Source organism: Acinetobacter sp. YH12105, from assembly GCF_013419095.1.
GTDB classification, from domain to species: Bacteria; Pseudomonadota; Gammaproteobacteria; order Pseudomonadales; family Moraxellaceae; genus Acinetobacter; species Acinetobacter pseudolwoffii.
Genome location: NZ_VPAU01000005.1, coordinates 13,295 through 29,880 on the forward strand (window position 1 = coordinate 13,295; position 16,586 = coordinate 29,880).

16 protein-coding genes are annotated in these 16,586 nt (G+C 43.6%); 7 read left to right on the top strand and 9 right to left on the bottom strand.

Annotated features, from left to right (window positions below):
• Positions 1 to 142: 142 nt before the first annotated feature.
• Entirely contained in the window at positions 143 to 508 is a 366-nt protein-coding gene (locus FTU44_RS05570; protein WP_005095281.1) for a hypothetical protein, read from the top strand.
• 57 nt (positions 509 to 565) lie between these two features.
• On the opposite strand, the gene FTU44_RS05575 is transcribed toward FTU44_RS05570, so the two are convergent.
• A complete protein-coding gene (locus FTU44_RS05575) occupies positions 566 to 1,060 on the bottom strand; it encodes a DUF4442 domain-containing protein (RefSeq protein ID WP_218949971.1) in 495 nt (164 codons plus the stop codon).
• Positions 1,061 to 1,177: 117 nt separating this feature from the next.
• Here FTU44_RS05575 and FTU44_RS05580 point away from each other — a divergent pair, with 117 nt between their 5' ends.
• From FTU44_RS05580 to htpG, 5 genes are all read left to right on the top strand, one after another.
• The gene (locus FTU44_RS05580; RefSeq protein ID WP_100355509.1) at positions 1,178 to 2,053 is read left to right on the top strand and encodes an alpha/beta fold hydrolase; all 876 of its coding nucleotides are present in this window, start codon (positions 1,178 to 1,180) and stop codon (positions 2,051 to 2,053) included.
• A gap of 100 nt (positions 2,054 to 2,153) precedes the next feature.
• A complete protein-coding gene (locus tag FTU44_RS05585) occupies positions 2,154 to 3,518 on the top strand; it encodes a Na+/H+ antiporter family protein (RefSeq protein ID WP_159138677.1) in 1,365 nt (454 codons plus the stop codon).
• A gap of 332 nt (positions 3,519 to 3,850) precedes the next feature.
• The gene (locus FTU44_RS05590) at positions 3,851 to 4,474 is read left to right on the top strand and encodes an OmpW family protein (protein WP_180049781.1); all 624 of its coding nucleotides are present in this window, start codon (positions 3,851 to 3,853) and stop codon (positions 4,472 to 4,474) included.
• A 181-nt stretch (positions 4,475 to 4,655) separates the two neighbouring features.
• Complete coding sequence (locus FTU44_RS05595; RefSeq protein ID WP_005095291.1) at positions 4,656 to 5,000, top strand: lysozyme inhibitor LprI family protein; 345 nt, start codon at positions 4,656 to 4,658, stop codon at positions 4,998 to 5,000.
• A gap of 158 nt (positions 5,001 to 5,158) precedes the next feature.
• Positions 5,159 to 7,078, top strand: a complete 1,920-nt coding sequence (gene htpG / locus FTU44_RS05600; protein ID WP_074383935.1) for a molecular chaperone HtpG — start codon at positions 5,159 to 5,161, stop codon at positions 7,076 to 7,078.
• Positions 7,079 to 7,506: 428 nt separating this feature from the next.
• On the opposite strand, the gene FTU44_RS05605 is transcribed toward htpG, so the two are convergent.
• The 4 genes from FTU44_RS05605 to FTU44_RS05620 all read right to left on the bottom strand — a co-directional run bounded on the left by FTU44_RS05605 (position 7,507) and on the right by FTU44_RS05620 (position 10,739).
• Positions 7,507 to 8,628, bottom strand: a complete 1,122-nt coding sequence (locus FTU44_RS05605) for a hypothetical protein (RefSeq protein WP_005095296.1) — start codon at positions 8,626 to 8,628, stop codon at positions 7,507 to 7,509.
• A 92-nt stretch (positions 8,629 to 8,720) separates the two neighbouring features.
• Positions 8,721 to 10,115, bottom strand: a complete 1,395-nt coding sequence (locus tag FTU44_RS05610) for a hypothetical protein (RefSeq protein ID WP_005095298.1) — start codon at positions 10,113 to 10,115, stop codon at positions 8,721 to 8,723.
• A 9-nt stretch (positions 10,116 to 10,124) separates the two neighbouring features.
• Positions 10,125 to 10,304 (bottom strand): hypothetical protein, encoded by a 180-nt coding sequence (locus FTU44_RS05615; protein WP_005095300.1) that lies wholly within the window; start codon positions 10,302 to 10,304, stop codon positions 10,125 to 10,127.
• A 267-nt stretch (positions 10,305 to 10,571) separates the two neighbouring features.
• Positions 10,572 to 10,739 (bottom strand): hypothetical protein, encoded by a 168-nt coding sequence (locus FTU44_RS05620; RefSeq protein ID WP_171063334.1) that lies wholly within the window; start codon positions 10,737 to 10,739, stop codon positions 10,572 to 10,574.
• A gap of 401 nt (positions 10,740 to 11,140) precedes the next feature.
• Here FTU44_RS05620 and FTU44_RS05625 point away from each other — a divergent pair, with 401 nt between their 5' ends.
• Positions 11,141 to 11,341 carry a dodecin family protein gene (locus FTU44_RS05625; RefSeq protein WP_005095303.1) on the top strand — a complete coding sequence of 67 codons (201 nt, stop codon included), beginning with the start codon at positions 11,141 to 11,143 and terminating at the stop codon, positions 11,339 to 11,341.
• A gap of 109 nt (positions 11,342 to 11,450) precedes the next feature.
• On the opposite strand, the gene FTU44_RS05630 is transcribed toward FTU44_RS05625, so the two are convergent.
• From FTU44_RS05630 to ompR, 4 genes are all read right to left on the bottom strand, one after another.
• Positions 11,451 to 12,101: a DsbA family oxidoreductase gene (locus FTU44_RS05630; RefSeq protein WP_005095305.1), complete on the bottom strand. Its 651-nt coding sequence runs from the start codon at positions 12,099 to 12,101 to the stop codon at positions 11,451 to 11,453.
• A 229-nt stretch (positions 12,102 to 12,330) separates the two neighbouring features.
• Positions 12,331 to 13,848 carry an acetyl-CoA hydrolase/transferase family protein gene (locus FTU44_RS05635; protein WP_005095307.1) on the bottom strand — a complete coding sequence of 506 codons (1,518 nt, stop codon included), beginning with the start codon at positions 13,846 to 13,848 and terminating at the stop codon, positions 12,331 to 12,333.
• A 205-nt stretch (positions 13,849 to 14,053) separates the two neighbouring features.
• The gene (locus tag FTU44_RS05640; protein ID WP_100329320.1) at positions 14,054 to 15,514 is read right to left on the bottom strand and encodes an ATP-binding protein; all 1,461 of its coding nucleotides are present in this window, start codon (positions 15,512 to 15,514) and stop codon (positions 14,054 to 14,056) included.
• 259 nt (positions 15,515 to 15,773) lie between these two features.
• Positions 15,774 to 16,538: a two-component system response regulator OmpR gene (gene ompR / locus FTU44_RS05645; RefSeq protein ID WP_004278590.1), complete on the bottom strand. Its 765-nt coding sequence runs from the start codon at positions 16,536 to 16,538 to the stop codon at positions 15,774 to 15,776.
• Positions 16,539 to 16,586: the final 48 nt, after the last annotated feature.

Here is a 16,586-nt window from a genome sequence, read left to right on the forward strand (position 1 = left end):
CTAATTAAAGGCTAAACAGCGGAATAATCCATTGATACTTACAAAACTCAGCAGGAATACCGAGAGAAGTAACACGCTCCATGTTTTAGTTTTATAAAATGAAGATAAGCTAAATTAAAGTATGAAAAGGAAGGCCAAAGTCATGAAAAAATTAATGGGTGTGATGGCAGTTGCAACTCTCTCCACCTTTATGCTGGCAGGTTGTGAAAGTATGTCTGCCAATGAGCAGCGTATCGGTGCTGCCGCCTTAGGTGGTGCAGTCGGTGGTGGTGTAGGTAATAGTGTCGGGGGTGGTCTTGGTTCTGCAGTCGGTGGTGGTGCAGGCGCAGCCGTGGGAAGTAAGTCCCAAGGTGGCTCAAACCGTAATGCGACCTATAGTGGTGTCGGCGGTGCTGTAGGCTCAGCTGTAGGTAAAAGCATATTCGGTGGGAATGCTGGTGCTGCGATTGGTGGTGCAATCGGTGGTGGCGCAGGTGCTGCGATCGAACAGGATAACCGCCGTCGTTAAGTCTACACTGACTTTAAATCGATTCAGATCTAAAAGCGCCCATGTGGCGCTTTTACCTTATTCAGTTTTTTGAATTTTTCCTTTGCTTTGTTTGCGCCGGATATAAACCGTTTTTTGTACTTCGGCAATTCGAACGCCAGCCTCATCATAGATATTGAGCTGGTAATGGCGATATACCGGTGCATAGTCAGCAGTCAGGTCAATAATAGTACTGACTTCTTCAGCAGAGATGCGCACATCAGCAAAGACGGTGCCGCGACCCGGTGCTAAAAACTGGATACTCGCGCCCTTATCCCAGACGATATATTTCGGCCCTAAATGATGCATCAGTAAGAGCATATAAAATGGATCGACCATTGAATATAAGCTGCCACCAAAATGGACGCCGACAATATTCTGGTTTTTACGGGTCAGTGGCATTTTGACCCGAATGTGATAATGATTAAAATCAATTTTATCAATTTCGATGCCTGCACCACGATAGGGGGCATAGCGGTTCAGAATAAATTTTGAAACCAAAGGCAGTTTTTGAATTTTCTGGAATAGGCTCATGCTGACATTCTTTTTTCTTGTGTAGTTATGCATACTAGAGCAACAAAAATGCGCTGGCATTGATAAATTATTCCGATTTATAAACTATGCGGTCAATAACAACAACAGGATCAAAACATGGAAATGCAATGGGTCGATACCACGGATCAGCAGCGTCTTTGCGTTAAAACTTACGGACAGCCCACACGGCCGGCATTGGTACTGGTTCATGGCTACCCCGATCATCAAGCGGTTTGGGAGCCAGTCATTGCTTATTTGAGTCAGGATTATTTTGTTGTGAGCTACGATGTGCGCGGCGCAGGTGAGTCCAGTATTCCTCAAAAAATCTCGGATTACCGCTTGGCACGCTTAAGTCAGGATCTGGAAGAGGTAGTGAGCAAGGTATTGCCGAATCGTGGTTTTCATCTGGCAGCGCATGACTGGGGTTCAATTCAGTCTTGGGAATCTGTCACAGATTTAAGATTCAAAGGCCGAATTCTGTCTTATAGCACGCTGTCTGGCCCTTGTCTGGATCATGCTGCTTTCTGGATGCGCGAGCAGTTCAATCAAGACAAAGCAAAATTTTTAAAGCAAATGAGCAAGTCCTGGTATATCGCGGTATTTCAGTTGCCTTTACTAGCCCCCTTGGCCTGGAATTTTTTTAATCCGCAGCGCTGGGCCAAGATTGTCCGGCAATTAGAAAGACGGGACGATCTGCCGCTGAACCCGAAGATCGTCAAAGATGGCAAGTATGGGGTAAACCTGTATCGGGCCAATTTTTTACCGCGTTTGGCCCGACCACGGCAGCGCTTTGCCATCTGTCCGGTACAAGCGATTGTACTGAAATATGACCAGTTTGTCGGGCCTGATCTGGTCGATGAGATGGCAAAATGGGTCGATAATTTCTCTAAAGTGGAACTGGACGCCAATCACTGGGCAATTCTGAGCCAGCCAGAACAAGTGGCTCAATTAATTGATCACTTTATTCAGCGTCAATCTGCTGAAGTCGTCTAATCAGCCTCAGCACTGAACATGACTGCTGAAAGGAAAAGTGGCGGAATTTTTATCCGAATTTTCTGATAAAATAGCCGCTTTCTCTCTATTCCGATTCATTATGTTCGCAATTCTTGCTGCTATTGGAGTCATGTTCGGACTCTCATTGGCACGTGTACCTGTGGTTTTTGCCTTGGTCATTGGTGCTGTTACGGGTGGTTTACTGGCAGGTCTTGGCCTTCAGGGAACCTTGGACGCGTTTAACAATGGCTTGGGCGGCGGTGCCAAAATTGCCTTGGCTTACGGTATTTTAGGTGCATTTGCTTTGGCGTTGGCACGTTCAGGTTTGCCGGATTTGTTGGCGTATAAAATGATCAACACCTTAAAAGGTGAGGCTGATTTTAAAGCACAAAACCGGGTGAAATATCTGATCTTTTTTACAGTAGCCATTGCTGCGGTATTTTCCCAGAACGTGATTCCGGTACATATCGCCTTTATTCCAGTCCTGATTCCACCATTATTGACTGTATTTAACCATTTAAAGCTCGACCGTCGTTTGATTGCCTGTTTGCTGACCTTTGGTCTGGTAGGCACCTATATGCTGATTCCGGTCGGTTTTGGTGCCATCTTCCTGAATGACATTTTGGGTCATAACATCAATACTTTTGGTAAGCCATATGGATTTGAAATTAGCTATGACCAGATTCCATCTGCGATGGCAATTCCAGTATTCGGTATGTTTGTGGGCTTATTGGTGGCGATCTTTATTAGCTATCGCAAACCACGTCAATATCAAGATATTCATGTCCAGGAACAGCAAAGTATTTCCGCTGAATTGGGTGTGGCTGAGCAGGTTAAACCGCAGATTGCCAAATTTACCATCTGGATGGCCGGCCTTGCAGTTATTGCCACATTGGCGGTACAGCTTTATTCAGACTCGATGATTCTGGCCGGTCTGGTCGGTGTCGCAATCCTGAGTTGTGCCGGGATCTTTAAATGGAAAGAAGCGGATGATGTGATCATTACCGGTATGCGCATGATGGCGCTAGTTGGCTTTATCATGATTGCGGCACAAGGCTTTGCCGCGGTGATTGAAGCGACTAATCAGGTACCAACCTTGGTTGAAGCATCAGTAAACTGGATTGGTAATAGTCAGGCACTGGCCGCATTTCTGATGCTGTTGATTGGTTTGCTGATCACATTGGGCATTGGTTCGTCTTTCTCGACCATTCCCATTCTGGCGATTATCTATGTGCCGCTGTGTATCCAGTTTGGTTTTAGCCCCGCAGCAACCATTGCCATTATTGGTACGGCAGCAGCATTGGGTGATGCCGGTTCTCCAGCGTCAGATTCAACTCTAGGCCCAACATCCGGTCTGAATATGGATGGTCAGCATGACCATATGAAGGATAGTGTGGTTCCAACCTTCATTCATTTTAATATTCCGCTTATCATCTTTGGCTGGATTGCAGCCATGGTTCTGTAAGTCAATTTCAATCTGCTCTGATATCTATTGGAGCAGATTTATCTGGATTTAAAATAAATAATAAGATGTATTTAAAATATATGTTTAAATAAAAATTAATATAAACCTGATTGTTTTGCTCTGAATAAATACATGTTTATCTGATTAATATACTTGATATTTAAAACCAACCAATCTAGTCAATTTAAAATAAATTATTTTTTAAATCAGTATGTTAAATAATAATTAAAAATTAGTTTTATAATCCTTATTGCATATTATTTTCCCTCGTGTTTATTATTAATTAGGATTTATTTTCTTAATAATTATTTCTTCCAGTGGGGTATTTTAAAATGTTAAAGCAAGCTGCTCTAATTGCATTAATGGGTCTTTCTGCATCGGCAATGGCTGGCCAATGGCAAGTGAAAGTTGGTGGTTCTGTTTTGGCGCCACAGAATGACGACAACGGGACATTGAATATTGCTGGAAAAGCAGAAGTAAGTAATGAAATTGGTTTTACTCCATCTGTTGAGTATTTTTTTGAAAATTCACCTCTGTCAGTAGAAGTTCTTTTAGCAACGCCATTTACGCATGATGTTGCAACTGAAGCTTTTGGTGAGAAAACAGCTGAGTTTAAGCACTTACCACCAACGATTACTGCTAAATATAATTTTAAAAATTCAACTCGCTTTACCCCGTATATTGGTGTTGGCGCTACTGTTGTAGTTCCTTGGGATGAGGAAATTGCATTACCAGGTCATAAGCTTGATGCAGATGTCGCTTATGGTGTAGCCGGTCAGGTTGGTTTTAACTTCCAGCCAGCCGATGCTAAAAACTGGGGTGTATTTGCAGATGTTCGCTACGCTCAAGTTGAAACAGATCTTACTTTGACAACGCCTGATGGTACAAAAGTCGACTTGGGTGAATTAAAGGTAAATCCTTGGGTATATACAGTCGGCTATAGCTATAAATTCTAAGCTTGCATTTTTCTGGATTGGTTTTCCAAAAGCCTCATCTTGTATGAGGCTTTTTTTCAAAATAACAACGATTTATAACCTATTGAAATTGAGCAGATTGGCAATGTTCAAATATATTAAAACGAATAAAGTAAATATTAATTGAATACGACTTAATAATTGAATAATAAGGAAGATCAGCATGAGATTTTTAATGAAGAGTATTGTGATCTTCTGCGGCCTGTTGGTCGCACCTGCCTATGCCGCAAGTTTTGATTGTCAGAAAGCTGAAACCGTGACCGAAAAAGCCATTTGTGAACATCGTCTGCTTAATGATGCCGATGTCAAAATGAGTACCAGCTATCATATCTTACGGCGTATGGTTCCCATGGGCACGCGTTCAGTGATACAGCGCGATCAGGTCAAATGGTTGCAGTTTCGCGACCAGTGTCTGGAATCGGTCTCTTGCCTGAACCAAGTCTATAATATGCGTCAACAGCAACTGGACTTGCAGTTTCAGCGCATTTATAAGCTTGGGCCTTATTAAGTCTGACAGTCGGTCTGGCAAAGATTAAAACCCTGCCAGATCAAGTGCTCAAAAATATCTTGTGAAAAAATATACCACTGACTATTGAAAATTGAGGAACTCACTCCATTCATATAGGCAACAGTATTGACCTGTATTTAAAATAAAAGGAGTGATTAATGAGCGAGTCTAACGCACAAAAACATAGTTTCCAGGCTGAAGTGGCTCAGTTACTACATCTCGTGACCCATTCGCTTTATTCAAACCCTGAAATTTTTCTGCGCGAACTGATTTCGAATGCCTCGGATGCTTGTGACAAATTGCGTTTTGAAGGGATCAATCATCCCGAATTTTATGAAAATGATCCGGATTTACGTGTTCGTGTCAGCCTTGATGCAGAGAATAAGACCATTACCATTTCAGATAACGGAATTGGTCTAAGCGAACAGGAAGCTATTGATAATTTAGGCACCATTGCCAAATCGGGCACCAAAGACTTTATGTCTAAACTGACCGGTGACCAGAAGGCCGATGCCCAGCTGATTGGCCAGTTTGGGGTCGGTTTCTATTCCGGTTTTATTGTGGCAGACAAGATCACGGTAGAATCACGTCGTGCCGGTGCAGATGCATCTGAAGGTGTACGCTGGATTAGTGGCGGTACTGGTGAATTTGAAGTTGAACAAATTCAAAAAGCAGGTCGTGGTACCGATATTATTCTGCATCTGCGTGACGATGCGCTGGACTATTTGCAAAGCCATAAAGTCAAACAGATCATCAATAAATACTCAGACCACATCAGCCTGCCAATCCAGATGCAAAAAGAAGTCTGGCAGGAAGAAGAAGCAGCTGAAGGGGAAACACCGAAAGGTGGCCAGTATGTCAAGACTGATGAGTGGGAAGCGATTAACTCGGCCAGCGCACTCTGGACACGGAGCAAGTCTGAAATTACTGAAGAACAATATGTCGAGTTCTACAAAAACTTAAGCCATGATTTCACGGCGCCATTGGCCTGGGCGCATAACCGGGTGGAAGGCAGTACTGAATATACCCAGTTATTGTATATTCCAAGCAAAGCCCCACATGACATTTTCACCCGCGAATCCAAAGCTGGTATCAAGCTGTATGTGAAACGCGTCTTTATTATGGATGATGCGGATAATCTGATTCCGAATTACCTGCGTTTTGTACAAGGCGTGGTAGACAGTGCCGATTTACCACTGAACGTCAGCCGTGAGTTACTGCAAGAAAGCCGCGATGTGAAAACCATCCGTGACGGGAATGCCCGCCGTATCCTGACGATTCTGGATCATCTGGCCAAATCTGAAGATGAAAAAGATCAGGAAAAATTCAAGACTTTCCATCAGGAATTTGCTTCAGTGTTGAAAGAAGGCCTGGGTGAAGATTTTGCCAACCGTGAACGTATTTTGAAACTGCTGCGTTATGCAACCTCGAACAATGATGAAGTCAGCACGTCATTGGCAGACTATAAAGCAGGCATGAAAGATGGCCAGAAAGCCATCTATTATGTGACTGCAGACAGCCTGAATGCTGCAAAGAATTCACCGCAGCTGGAACTGTTCAAGAAGAAAGGCATTGAAGTTCTGCTCATGACCGAACGCGTAGATGAATGGGCGATGAACTTTGTGAATGAGTTCGATGGCACGCCGTTGCAAAACGTGTCTAAGGGTGCAGTTGATTTGGGCGATCTTCAGGATGCTGAAGAGAAAAAAGCACTTGAAGAAGCCGCAGCCCAGTTTAAACCGGTGGTCGAGAAGCTGACTGATTCACTCAAAGACAAGACCAAAGAAGTGCGCGTGACTACGCGTCTGGTCGATTCACCGGCCTGTCTGGTGACTGGAGAAGGGGAACTATCTCCACAATTAATCCGTATGCTGAAAGATGCAGGTCAGCCTGTACCGGATATGAAGCCGATTCTGGAAATCAACCCGGAACATCCTTTGGTGAAAAAACTGGATGGCTCAGCGCAGTTTGACGATCTGGCCAATGTGATCTTTGATCAGGCGGTGATTGCAGAAGGTGGATTACCAGAAAATCCTGCTGAGTATGTGAAGCGTATCAATAGCTTGTTGCTTGCTTAACACATGATGCTCTAAGCTAAAAAATCCCTCTACGGAGTAATGCCAGTCAGTTAAGGAATTGACTGGCATTTTCTTTTTCAAATTCATGATTATATCTGATAGATAGAAAAGTCATCCGCAACTGTTTGAGGCATGAGGTGTATTGCACCACAAGATTTAAAAATGATTGTTTCTGCGACAAATTTACTAATCGATGGTGGCTGACGAGTTTTGCGGTGAGGAGTGTTGCTCCGCAAGATGCCTTCCTTGCGAAGCTTCGCTTCTCATTTGGGCGAAACCAAAGTAACAAATTATTTTTAAGTATTTGATTTATAAATTTAAGACTCCGTCGTGAACGACTAAAAAGTTAAAGAGTCTATTTCTAAACTCCTTAACTGATCAGCATTACCTCTACGGAGGGATTTTTTAGCTTTGCACCGCGCTTGAGTTTAAAACAATGCCTCTAAACGCACCAAAGCACCAACATAGTGATCACGATCTTCGCGATGATCATTCAGATAGTTGAGGTCGGTCTGGACAAAAAACCATTCACGTAAAAAAGGCTGTCTCCAGGACACATACGGTCCCCAGCGATTCAGACGCAGATCCTTGTCATTTAGATAACCGCCAGTATAAATACCATAGCTAAAACGGTTGTCCTGAAAAAACTGATGTTGCCTAAAGGTATAGTTGTCCCAGGTCAGATCATCATCTTGATCATCTGCATAGGTCAGACTGAGCTGATTGGAAAAAAATGCCTGATTGGGACGGGCATGGATCAGTTCCAGATTGGTACGCAAATAGTTTTCACTTTGAATCCCGTAGCGATAAATCTGTTCGGCATGAAAAAAGTAGTCATTTTCCAGTGTCCAATCTTTACTGGCTTTGACGCGCAGGTAAATATCATCTCCGGAGCGTAAACCTAGATCCAGATCGGTTTCAAAAGGAATCCGGTCTGACCATTCCGACCAGCGTAAGGCGAATGAGCTGTTATCCTGGCGTGCGCGCTTGGTATCGAGACGCTTATCTCCAGATGTTGCCGGATTTTCATTGGTAATCGCGACATTACTGTCTAATTCATTGTCCAGACTGTCATCACCGAAGACCAGACTCAGCTTTTGTTCTAAGGTGGGAAGTTTGATTCTGCCACGGATACGGGGCTTAATCTCATAGCCCTCATATTCATCCCAGCGATTATCCAAAATGACACGCAGTGTGGCGGCAGCCGGCTGATCCGGATCAGTTTCACCAAACCAGTTATCAATTTTATGCGCAGTACGATCTGCCCATTCTCGGATGCTTTTCTGTTTCTGATCGGCCCATGAATGATTTTCCGTTTCTAGCGTTGGCGGGACGATGGCGGTATTCGACTGCTCTGGAAGAATGGTTGGTGTTGCATCAATCAAACGCGGAATTTGATCCAGCAGTCCTGAACGTGCCGGCTCAACACTCTCCGAGTTTTTTTCCTGGTCTGAAGAAGCATCTTTTACTGAATTTGCCCAAGACATGCTACTGCTGATTCCCATGCCAAGAGAGAGCAGGAAGATCTGAGTAATTCGATTTATTTGCATGAGATATTTATTACTCTTGTATTCTTTTATTCAGCTGTAGTTTTCTTAAATATAGCGATAAAAAGCAAGTTAAAGCTACAAAATAACAGCAATTATTCAATGATTTGAGTCTGAATTGCCTGATAAAGCTCCATGACCTGAATGGGTTGCGACATCATTAAAATAATCGTGTGAATTTTTTGCCAGTTTAGCTGTTGATCACGTTGCAGCAAGATAGATGGATAGGCCAGTTCATCCTCTGCGAGAGACAGGCGTTTTTCACCATGAATCACGCGTATTCGCTGATGTTCTTGCAATAAGAGTATCGGTGTAGAGAAATCCGCAAGGGCTTCCTCAAATGAGATAAATTTTTGTTTCTGAATCGAATCTGCCGGAATATAAGGATAATAATCGGGTTGTGTCCAGACTATTTCTGCTTGTTGCAAATAGGCTTTTGACAACAGATGCAATTGCGTGAAACCTGTACTTAATTGAGGCCACGACAGCGATTTAATCGCAGCAGCCTGATACTGATGCTGACTCAACCAATGCTCAATACAATAGTGCGCCTGTAATTGACTTGATGCACCCAAAAGCATCAGATATTTAATAAACTGGCCTTGCAGATTCAGCTGCTCCACCAAATAAACTTGGCGTGCCTGCCAGTGATCTTCTGCGGCATAATACAGCACAATATCCAGATAGGCTGGATGCCCGACATCAGGTTCCAATTCTAAAGCACAAAGCCGCTGGAGATTGGTATCTTCCGGAGTCAAAGGCTGAACCTGCGCAATCACGTCTCCCAGTTGAATCTCGGTGGGAAAATCGATCACTTCTGGGACAATAATTTTTTCCTGCACAATCGCAGTTTCAGTGGGTAATGGATGATCTAGATACTCAGACGTGGCCTGTATCTGAATGTGTGGTTCATCTGAATGATTTAAGCTTAATGAGTTGATTTTTGCTTTTTGTCGGCCACGATGATATCGAGTCGTTGCCGCCGCTTTTAAGCTAGCTTCTGCTTCATTCAGGGATAAGGCCGGTACAGTCAATGGAGGAGCCGCTTGCAGACCGGTTGTCAATTGTTGCTGTGACAGCCAGATAGAACATTGTTGTAACTCATTCCATTCACTGTTTAGTGCAGGATGCTTCGGTGCCGGAATTAGCCAGACCTGCCAGCCACGCTCAGGATGATGTAGAATTGCCCAGCCTATATCTGGCTGGGTATACAGTGCCTTTTCCAGAGCTGGAATTTCAGTGAAATAACCACAAAAACTTAGATGATAGGGGGTACTGGCGGAAAATTGATAGGCAGCAAGTTCAGGCTGGGTCTGGGCTTTAAACGCTAAAATCTGATTTTTAAAAATAGGTTCATCACAAAGATTAAAGATATCACGAATTCTTTTTTTGAAACGGGCCACGTCGTACAGAGGTAGAGCCTGATGCTCCAGTTGCTGGATCAATTCATGTAATTCCTTGACTAAGTGTGCTTTTTTTAAAGCGTTCATTTTATATCTCTAGATATGTTTTAGCGCTTTATCCAAAGTTTGGGCCAGCACCATATTCAGCGCCAACTCGATTAATTTGTATTCAGCAGAATGAGGATCTGTATGGCGTTCTGCCATTTCAATCAGAAAATCAATAGAAATGGACTGAGGTGAAATTTTGCCCTGCACCAATGCCTGAAGTCTGTTCATAACAATGCTTTTGTATTATGAGTATTTTTATATTGCTACAATTATATGCGTAGATCACATGAAATAGTGATTTATTTTAACTGTTTTATATTTATAAACTAGTAAATTTAATGACAAAAAAGCGATCAATATCAATGGAAAATAACAAAATATGAAATGATCGATAATTTTTAAAATACAGATTTTCTTCAGAGAGCAGCTAAATTAAATCGATATAAAAAAACAGGCTGAATCAATCAGCCTGTTTGCATAAAAACTTGTTGGGTATTAAGCAGTTTTTTCAGTTGCCGGCGTTGCAGTTTCTGTATTTACAGTTTCAGCAGGTGCTTTGCTTGCCGGAAAGTCTGGCAGATAAACCACTTGTGCCATTTGCGCTGATGCTTGAACAGAAAAAGCCATAACAGTTGCTGCGAAAGCAAATTTAAGAGCATTCATGGGACGACCTTTAATATCAGGGTGTTCAACAACTTGAACAGAGGGGAGAGTATTTAAACTTGATTCGGGTGAAATCATAGCAAATAAGGCTGAATAGAAAATGATAGATTCGGCAAAAGCAGCACCTAAAAAATTAGAAAAATTATTCTACAAAACAATATATTAGTGTATTTGCTCTAGTCTGGGTTTCAGCTGTTTATGGGGCTTTTATGGTTGTTAGTCACAATGGAAATTTGAATACCATGAACTGCCAAAATAAGGTCAACAGATTTTCATCTGCTCAGATGAAAGCTTTGTTCAATCCATGTAAGTTTTTGCTGTCGCTTGTTTACGCGCTGCTGCAATCCTGTGGGAATGAACTAAGATGGATTTTCATTCATGTTTACAATGAGAGTTTCATTATGGCAATTGCAAAAGTGGTGGAAGTTAATTCAAGCAGTACGAAAAGCTTTGAAGATGCGATTCAAACCGGTATTCAAAAAGTCACAGAAACCATCAAAAATGTACAAGGTGCCTGGATCAATGAACAGAAGGTGGTCATCAAAGAAAATAAAATCACGGAATATCGTGTAAATTTAAAAATTAGTTTTCTGGTCGACTAAGTCAATGAGTGTAAATGACAGGCAAAAAACATCCCCATCTGAAATGGGGATGTTTTTATAAATTTTCTGAGTTCGATTGCCTAGGCGTACTGCAACTCTCTGTTGAGTATTATTCAGCCGGATTTTCTGCTGCAGTCTCCAGCGCTTTCTCAAAAACCTGCAAGAACACGTCTTTAGGCTGCGCGCCTGCCAAGGCCACACGTTGATCAAAAACAAAGAAAGGTACACCAGTCACTTTGAGCTGATCCTGTGCCACTTCCTGATCAAATTTGACAAAATCGGAAAATTCATCAGAGTCCAGTAAGTCATCGACCTCGACCGGATTCAGGCCAATACGTGCTGCGACATCTTCTAGTGTTTCACGCTCTCCAATGGCCAAGCCTTGCGTCATATAGCTATAGAAGAAAGCTTCCTGTGCATCAGTACCCAAACCTTTGCTTTGCGCCAGATGAATAATACGATGCGCATTGAAAGTATTGCCTGAGTTGGCACCTTCCCAGTTAAATTCAATGCCTTCAGCTTTGGCCATCTCGGCAATATTACGCTGCATTTCTTCGACTTCAGCTACGCTACGACCATATTTTTGTGCCAGACGCTCAGAATTGGACACTTCCTGGCGCACTGGTGCTTCAGGGTCGAGCTGGTAACTGTGCCAATGCACTTCAAGTTCAATGCCTGCTTCTTGTGCAGCTGCTTCTAAACGTTTTTTACCAATATAGCAGAAGGGGCAAACCACATCTGACCAGATATCTACGCGCATGTCATGTCTCTAATTTACTCTTGTGTTTAAGTATGAGGGTGAAGAATCAGAATTTAAAGTCCTTGAGCATCAGAAGGGGATTTCTACAGCATATTGGCAGCATGAAGATTGGACGAGAATATGAATGATAGCCTGATGATTTTGTCCAGAGAGTCTGCTTATGGCTATTCAAGAAAGATAAAAATCCCATAAAAAAACGCCCCGTAGGGCGTTTTTCGAATGCAGTCAATTATGCAGTTTTTACTGCAGCTTCAACAGCCAGCATGTGACCATTTTCTTCGAAGTTTGAATGCCAAGACAGCGCTTCACGAAGCAGATGAGGCGTATGGCCGCCTTTTGCAGAAGCACGGTCAAAGTAATCATTCAGGGCATCACGATACATTGGGTGTGCACAGTGATCAATCACTGCACGGGCACGCTCACGTGGCGCTAAACCACGAAGATCTGCCAAACCTTGTTCAGTTACCAGAATATCTACATCGTGTTCCGCATGGTCGATATGTGAAGCAAAAGGCACTACAGAAGAGATGTCGCCACCTTTCGCAATAGATTTGGTCACGAAGATCGCCAGGTGCGCATTACGTGCGAAGTCACCTGAACCACCAATACCGTTCATCATTTTGGTACCGCAGACGTGAGTCGAGTTCACGTTACCGTAAATATCAAACTCAAGTGCCGTGTTGATACCGATAATACCTAAACGACGTACCAGTTCAGGATGGTTCGAAATTTCCTGTGGACGTAATACCAGTTTGTCTTTGTATTGTTCCAGGTTGTTAAATACTTTCTCGCCATATTTAGCAGACAGGGTAATCGAAGAACCTGAAGCAAACTTCATTTTGCCTGCATCAATCAATTCAAAGGTACAGTCTTGTAGTACTTCTGAGTACATGATCAAGTCTTCGAAGTTCGAATCTTTCAGACCGGTCAATACTGCGTTGGCAATTGAGCCAATACCCGCCTGTAATGGACCTAAGTTTTTCGGTAGACGCTCTTCAGCCACTTCTTTTTCAAAGAAAGCGATCAAATGATTGGCGATGCTTTGCGTCTCATCATCTGGTGCAGTCACTGTAGATGGTGAGTCGTGCAAGTCATTGTTGAATACGATACCGACAATTTTTGCTGGATCGATGTTGATCGCATGTGTCCCGATACGCTCATCCACTTGAGTCAAAGGAATCGCTTGACGCGTTGGACGGTATGACGGGATATAGATATCGTGTAAGCCTTCAAATGCCGGGCTTAAGTTGGTATTGATTTCTACAATTACTTTTTCAGCAAAGATTGCAAAGCTTGCAGAGTTACCTACAGATGTGGTTGGAATGATGCCGCCATCTTCAGTGATTGCAACCGCTTCAATGATCGCAACATCTGGTTTTTTCAGCTGTTGGTTACGCATTTGTTCAACAGTTTCAGACAAATGCTGGTCGATGAACATCACTTCGCCGTTGTTGATCGCCTTACGTAAAGTGTTGTCGACCTGGAACGGTAAACGACGTGCCAGTACGCCAGCTTCAGTCAGTTGTTTGTCTAGATCGTTTCCTAGTGATGCACCAGTAATTAACGTGATCTTTAATGGATTTGCTTTTGCTTGTTGAACTAAAGCTAAAGGAACCGCCTTCGCTTCACCCGCGCGAGTAAAGCCACTCATACCCACAGTCATGCCATCTTTGATGAATTCAGCCGCTTGTTCTGGGCTAATGACTTTGTTGTGTAGGGAGGCTAAACGGATACGATCTAAAGACATTTTAACTCTCATTAATTCTTAAACTATGAGACGGATTGTACCGCTCAAAAAATGTATTGTGCATAGGTGTTAGGCTAAGGTCTAATTTTTTAGCTAAATGTAGGTATAATAAAAAATGATGATTTTTAAGTGATTGAATTAATGAAATATAAAATGAATTGTATAGAAAAACTACAAAATCATTTGCTCACTGACTGATCGTTTCTTAAAAGCGATCAGTCAGTGTTTGGCGGATTTTATCAAGTGTGGTGGCTGGGGGAGGCGTCTCTGGGTTAAGCTGATTCAAGGGGAGTGAGATGATGGCTTCAAGTCCACCTTCAGGGCGATTATGAATGCGTAATTGACCTTGATGAATATCGACAATCCGTTTCACAATAGCCAGTCCCAAGCCACTGCCTTGGACGGTTCGTGCTGAATTTCCCCGTACAAAAGGCTGCATCAGCGCTTCAATCTGGTCTTCCGGAATGCCTTCGCCATGATCTGCAACACAAATTAACAGCTGGTTTTCCTCGACATGTGCAGAGATTTCAATCGGTTCTGAACCATAGCGTTTTGAGTTATTGATCAGGTTGCCAATCAGTCTTTTTAGCGACATGCTGCGCGCCTGAATCAACGGTATTTCTTGCGGACTGAAACGGATATCGAGCGGTTTAAACTGCTTGACCAGTTCCTGAAGCAATACATTGACATTGGTGTCCTGTGGTTCTTCATCGGAACCATCGCGCATATAGGAAATGAACTGATCCAGAATCGCGTCCATATCTTCCACATCATAAATCAGACCTTCTTTGAGAAAGTCTTCATCGGGCATCATTTCGGCACTGAGACGAATCCGCGTTAAAGGCGTGCGCAAGTCATGTGAAATACCGGCCAGCATGATGCGGCGTTCCCGCTCGGTCTGGTCCAGGGTATAAATCATCTGGTTAAAGGCATGATTGACCTGACGGATTTCCAGTGGGCCATGATTGGTGTCCAGATAGGGTGCTGAACCAATGCGGCTATAACTGTTGGCGGCATTCTGCAAGCGGCGTAAAGGACGGTTGAGCTGACGCACCAGGGTCAGGATAATAATGCCGACAATAATCGGCGTGCCCAGTAACCAGCCCAGAATCAGCTCATTACTATAATTGGCATAGGTTTTTAAAGGCTCTTGCACCCAGTGACCATTCATTTCAGGGGTCTGGATCCAGATACGCGGGCTTGGTTTAAACTGGAAATAGACCGTGGCCTCTTCAATACGTAGTTCTTTGGCCAGCTTGGTTTCGATCTGCCGGGTAAAAAATTCTGCAATCACTTTTTCCCGGACAGTGGGATACTCTGCCGGATTGGTCACATATTCAATACCAACGCGGTTTTTTAACCAGGTATCAATATCGACTTCCTGCTGTTTATGATACAGGCGTAGATCGGGATTATTGAGAATTTCCAGTTCCATGGCCAGATAGCGCGCATGTTGCTGGATTTCAGGTAAAAATAAGGTACGCCAGAAGAACCACAAAGACATGAACAGGCTGAAACAGACCACAAAGACCACCAGAACTGTGGTACGCATGGCGGCAGAACGCGGTTTGATCTTGTCCAGAAAGCGTTCCCCACGGGTGCGTTTTTTTTCTGAGTAGGTAACAAAATCGGTAAATTTTTGTGGGTCGATGGGGTCGAGTTTCACACTGCGTCCTTTTGCTCAAAAGGGGAGGCTTCCCCCGTAGTTGGATACACGTTAAGGTCATCCGCAACTGTTTGAGGCACGACTCAAGATGGTCAATGATGTTTCTGCGAGAGAATTGCTTGAATGACGGAGGTTGTCGAGTTTTGCGGATGACAATGGTTTTGCTTACTTTTGTCGAAACAAAAGTAAGGCGAACCGCAGGTTAAACCCTATAAATGAGCTTAAACCATCAGACTCCGTCATGAATCAAGGTATTAATTTACTCCGCACCATCTGGAACAAACACATAACCCACCCCCCAAACGGTCTGGATATAACGCGCACGCGCCGGATTTTCTTCAACCAGACGGCGTAAACGTGACACCTGAACATCAATCGAACGTTCCATGGCACCCCATTCACGACCACGCGCCAGATTCATCAGCTTGTCACGGGTGAGCGGTTCGCGTGGATGCTGAACCAGAGCTTTCAATACCGCAAACTCACCTGTGGTTAAAGTCACGACTTGACCTTCACGGGTCAATGTACGGGTTGATAAATCCAGTGACCAGGGGCCAAATGAGACCACTTCCATTTGCTGGCTCGGTGCGCCCGGTACTTCACGCACTTGACGACGCAATACCGCACGAATACGCGCCAGCAATTCATTCGGATTAAACGGTTTAGGCAGGTAATCGTCCGCACCGGCTTCAAGCCCTGCAATACGGTCAGAATCGCTGCCGCGCGCGGTCAGCATAATAATAGGCGTATCGATATTGGATTGGCGTAAACGACGACAGATACTTAAACCGTCTTCGACCGGAAGCATAAAGTCGAGCACGATCAGAGAAAACAGTTCCCGCTGTAAAAGTCGATCCATCTGCGTGGCATCGTGTGCAGTTTTCACCACAAAGCCTTTATCTTCGAGAAAACGTTGCAATAGGGTACGCAGACGAACATCATCATCAACAACCAAGATGCGTTCGACTCGGTCTGTTTCGGTATGTACGGCATCGGCTTTTTCAGCAGGTACAACTAAACTCATGAGATGCTCCTTTATTCTTTATTGTCGTCATAAACAAAAAATGAAATA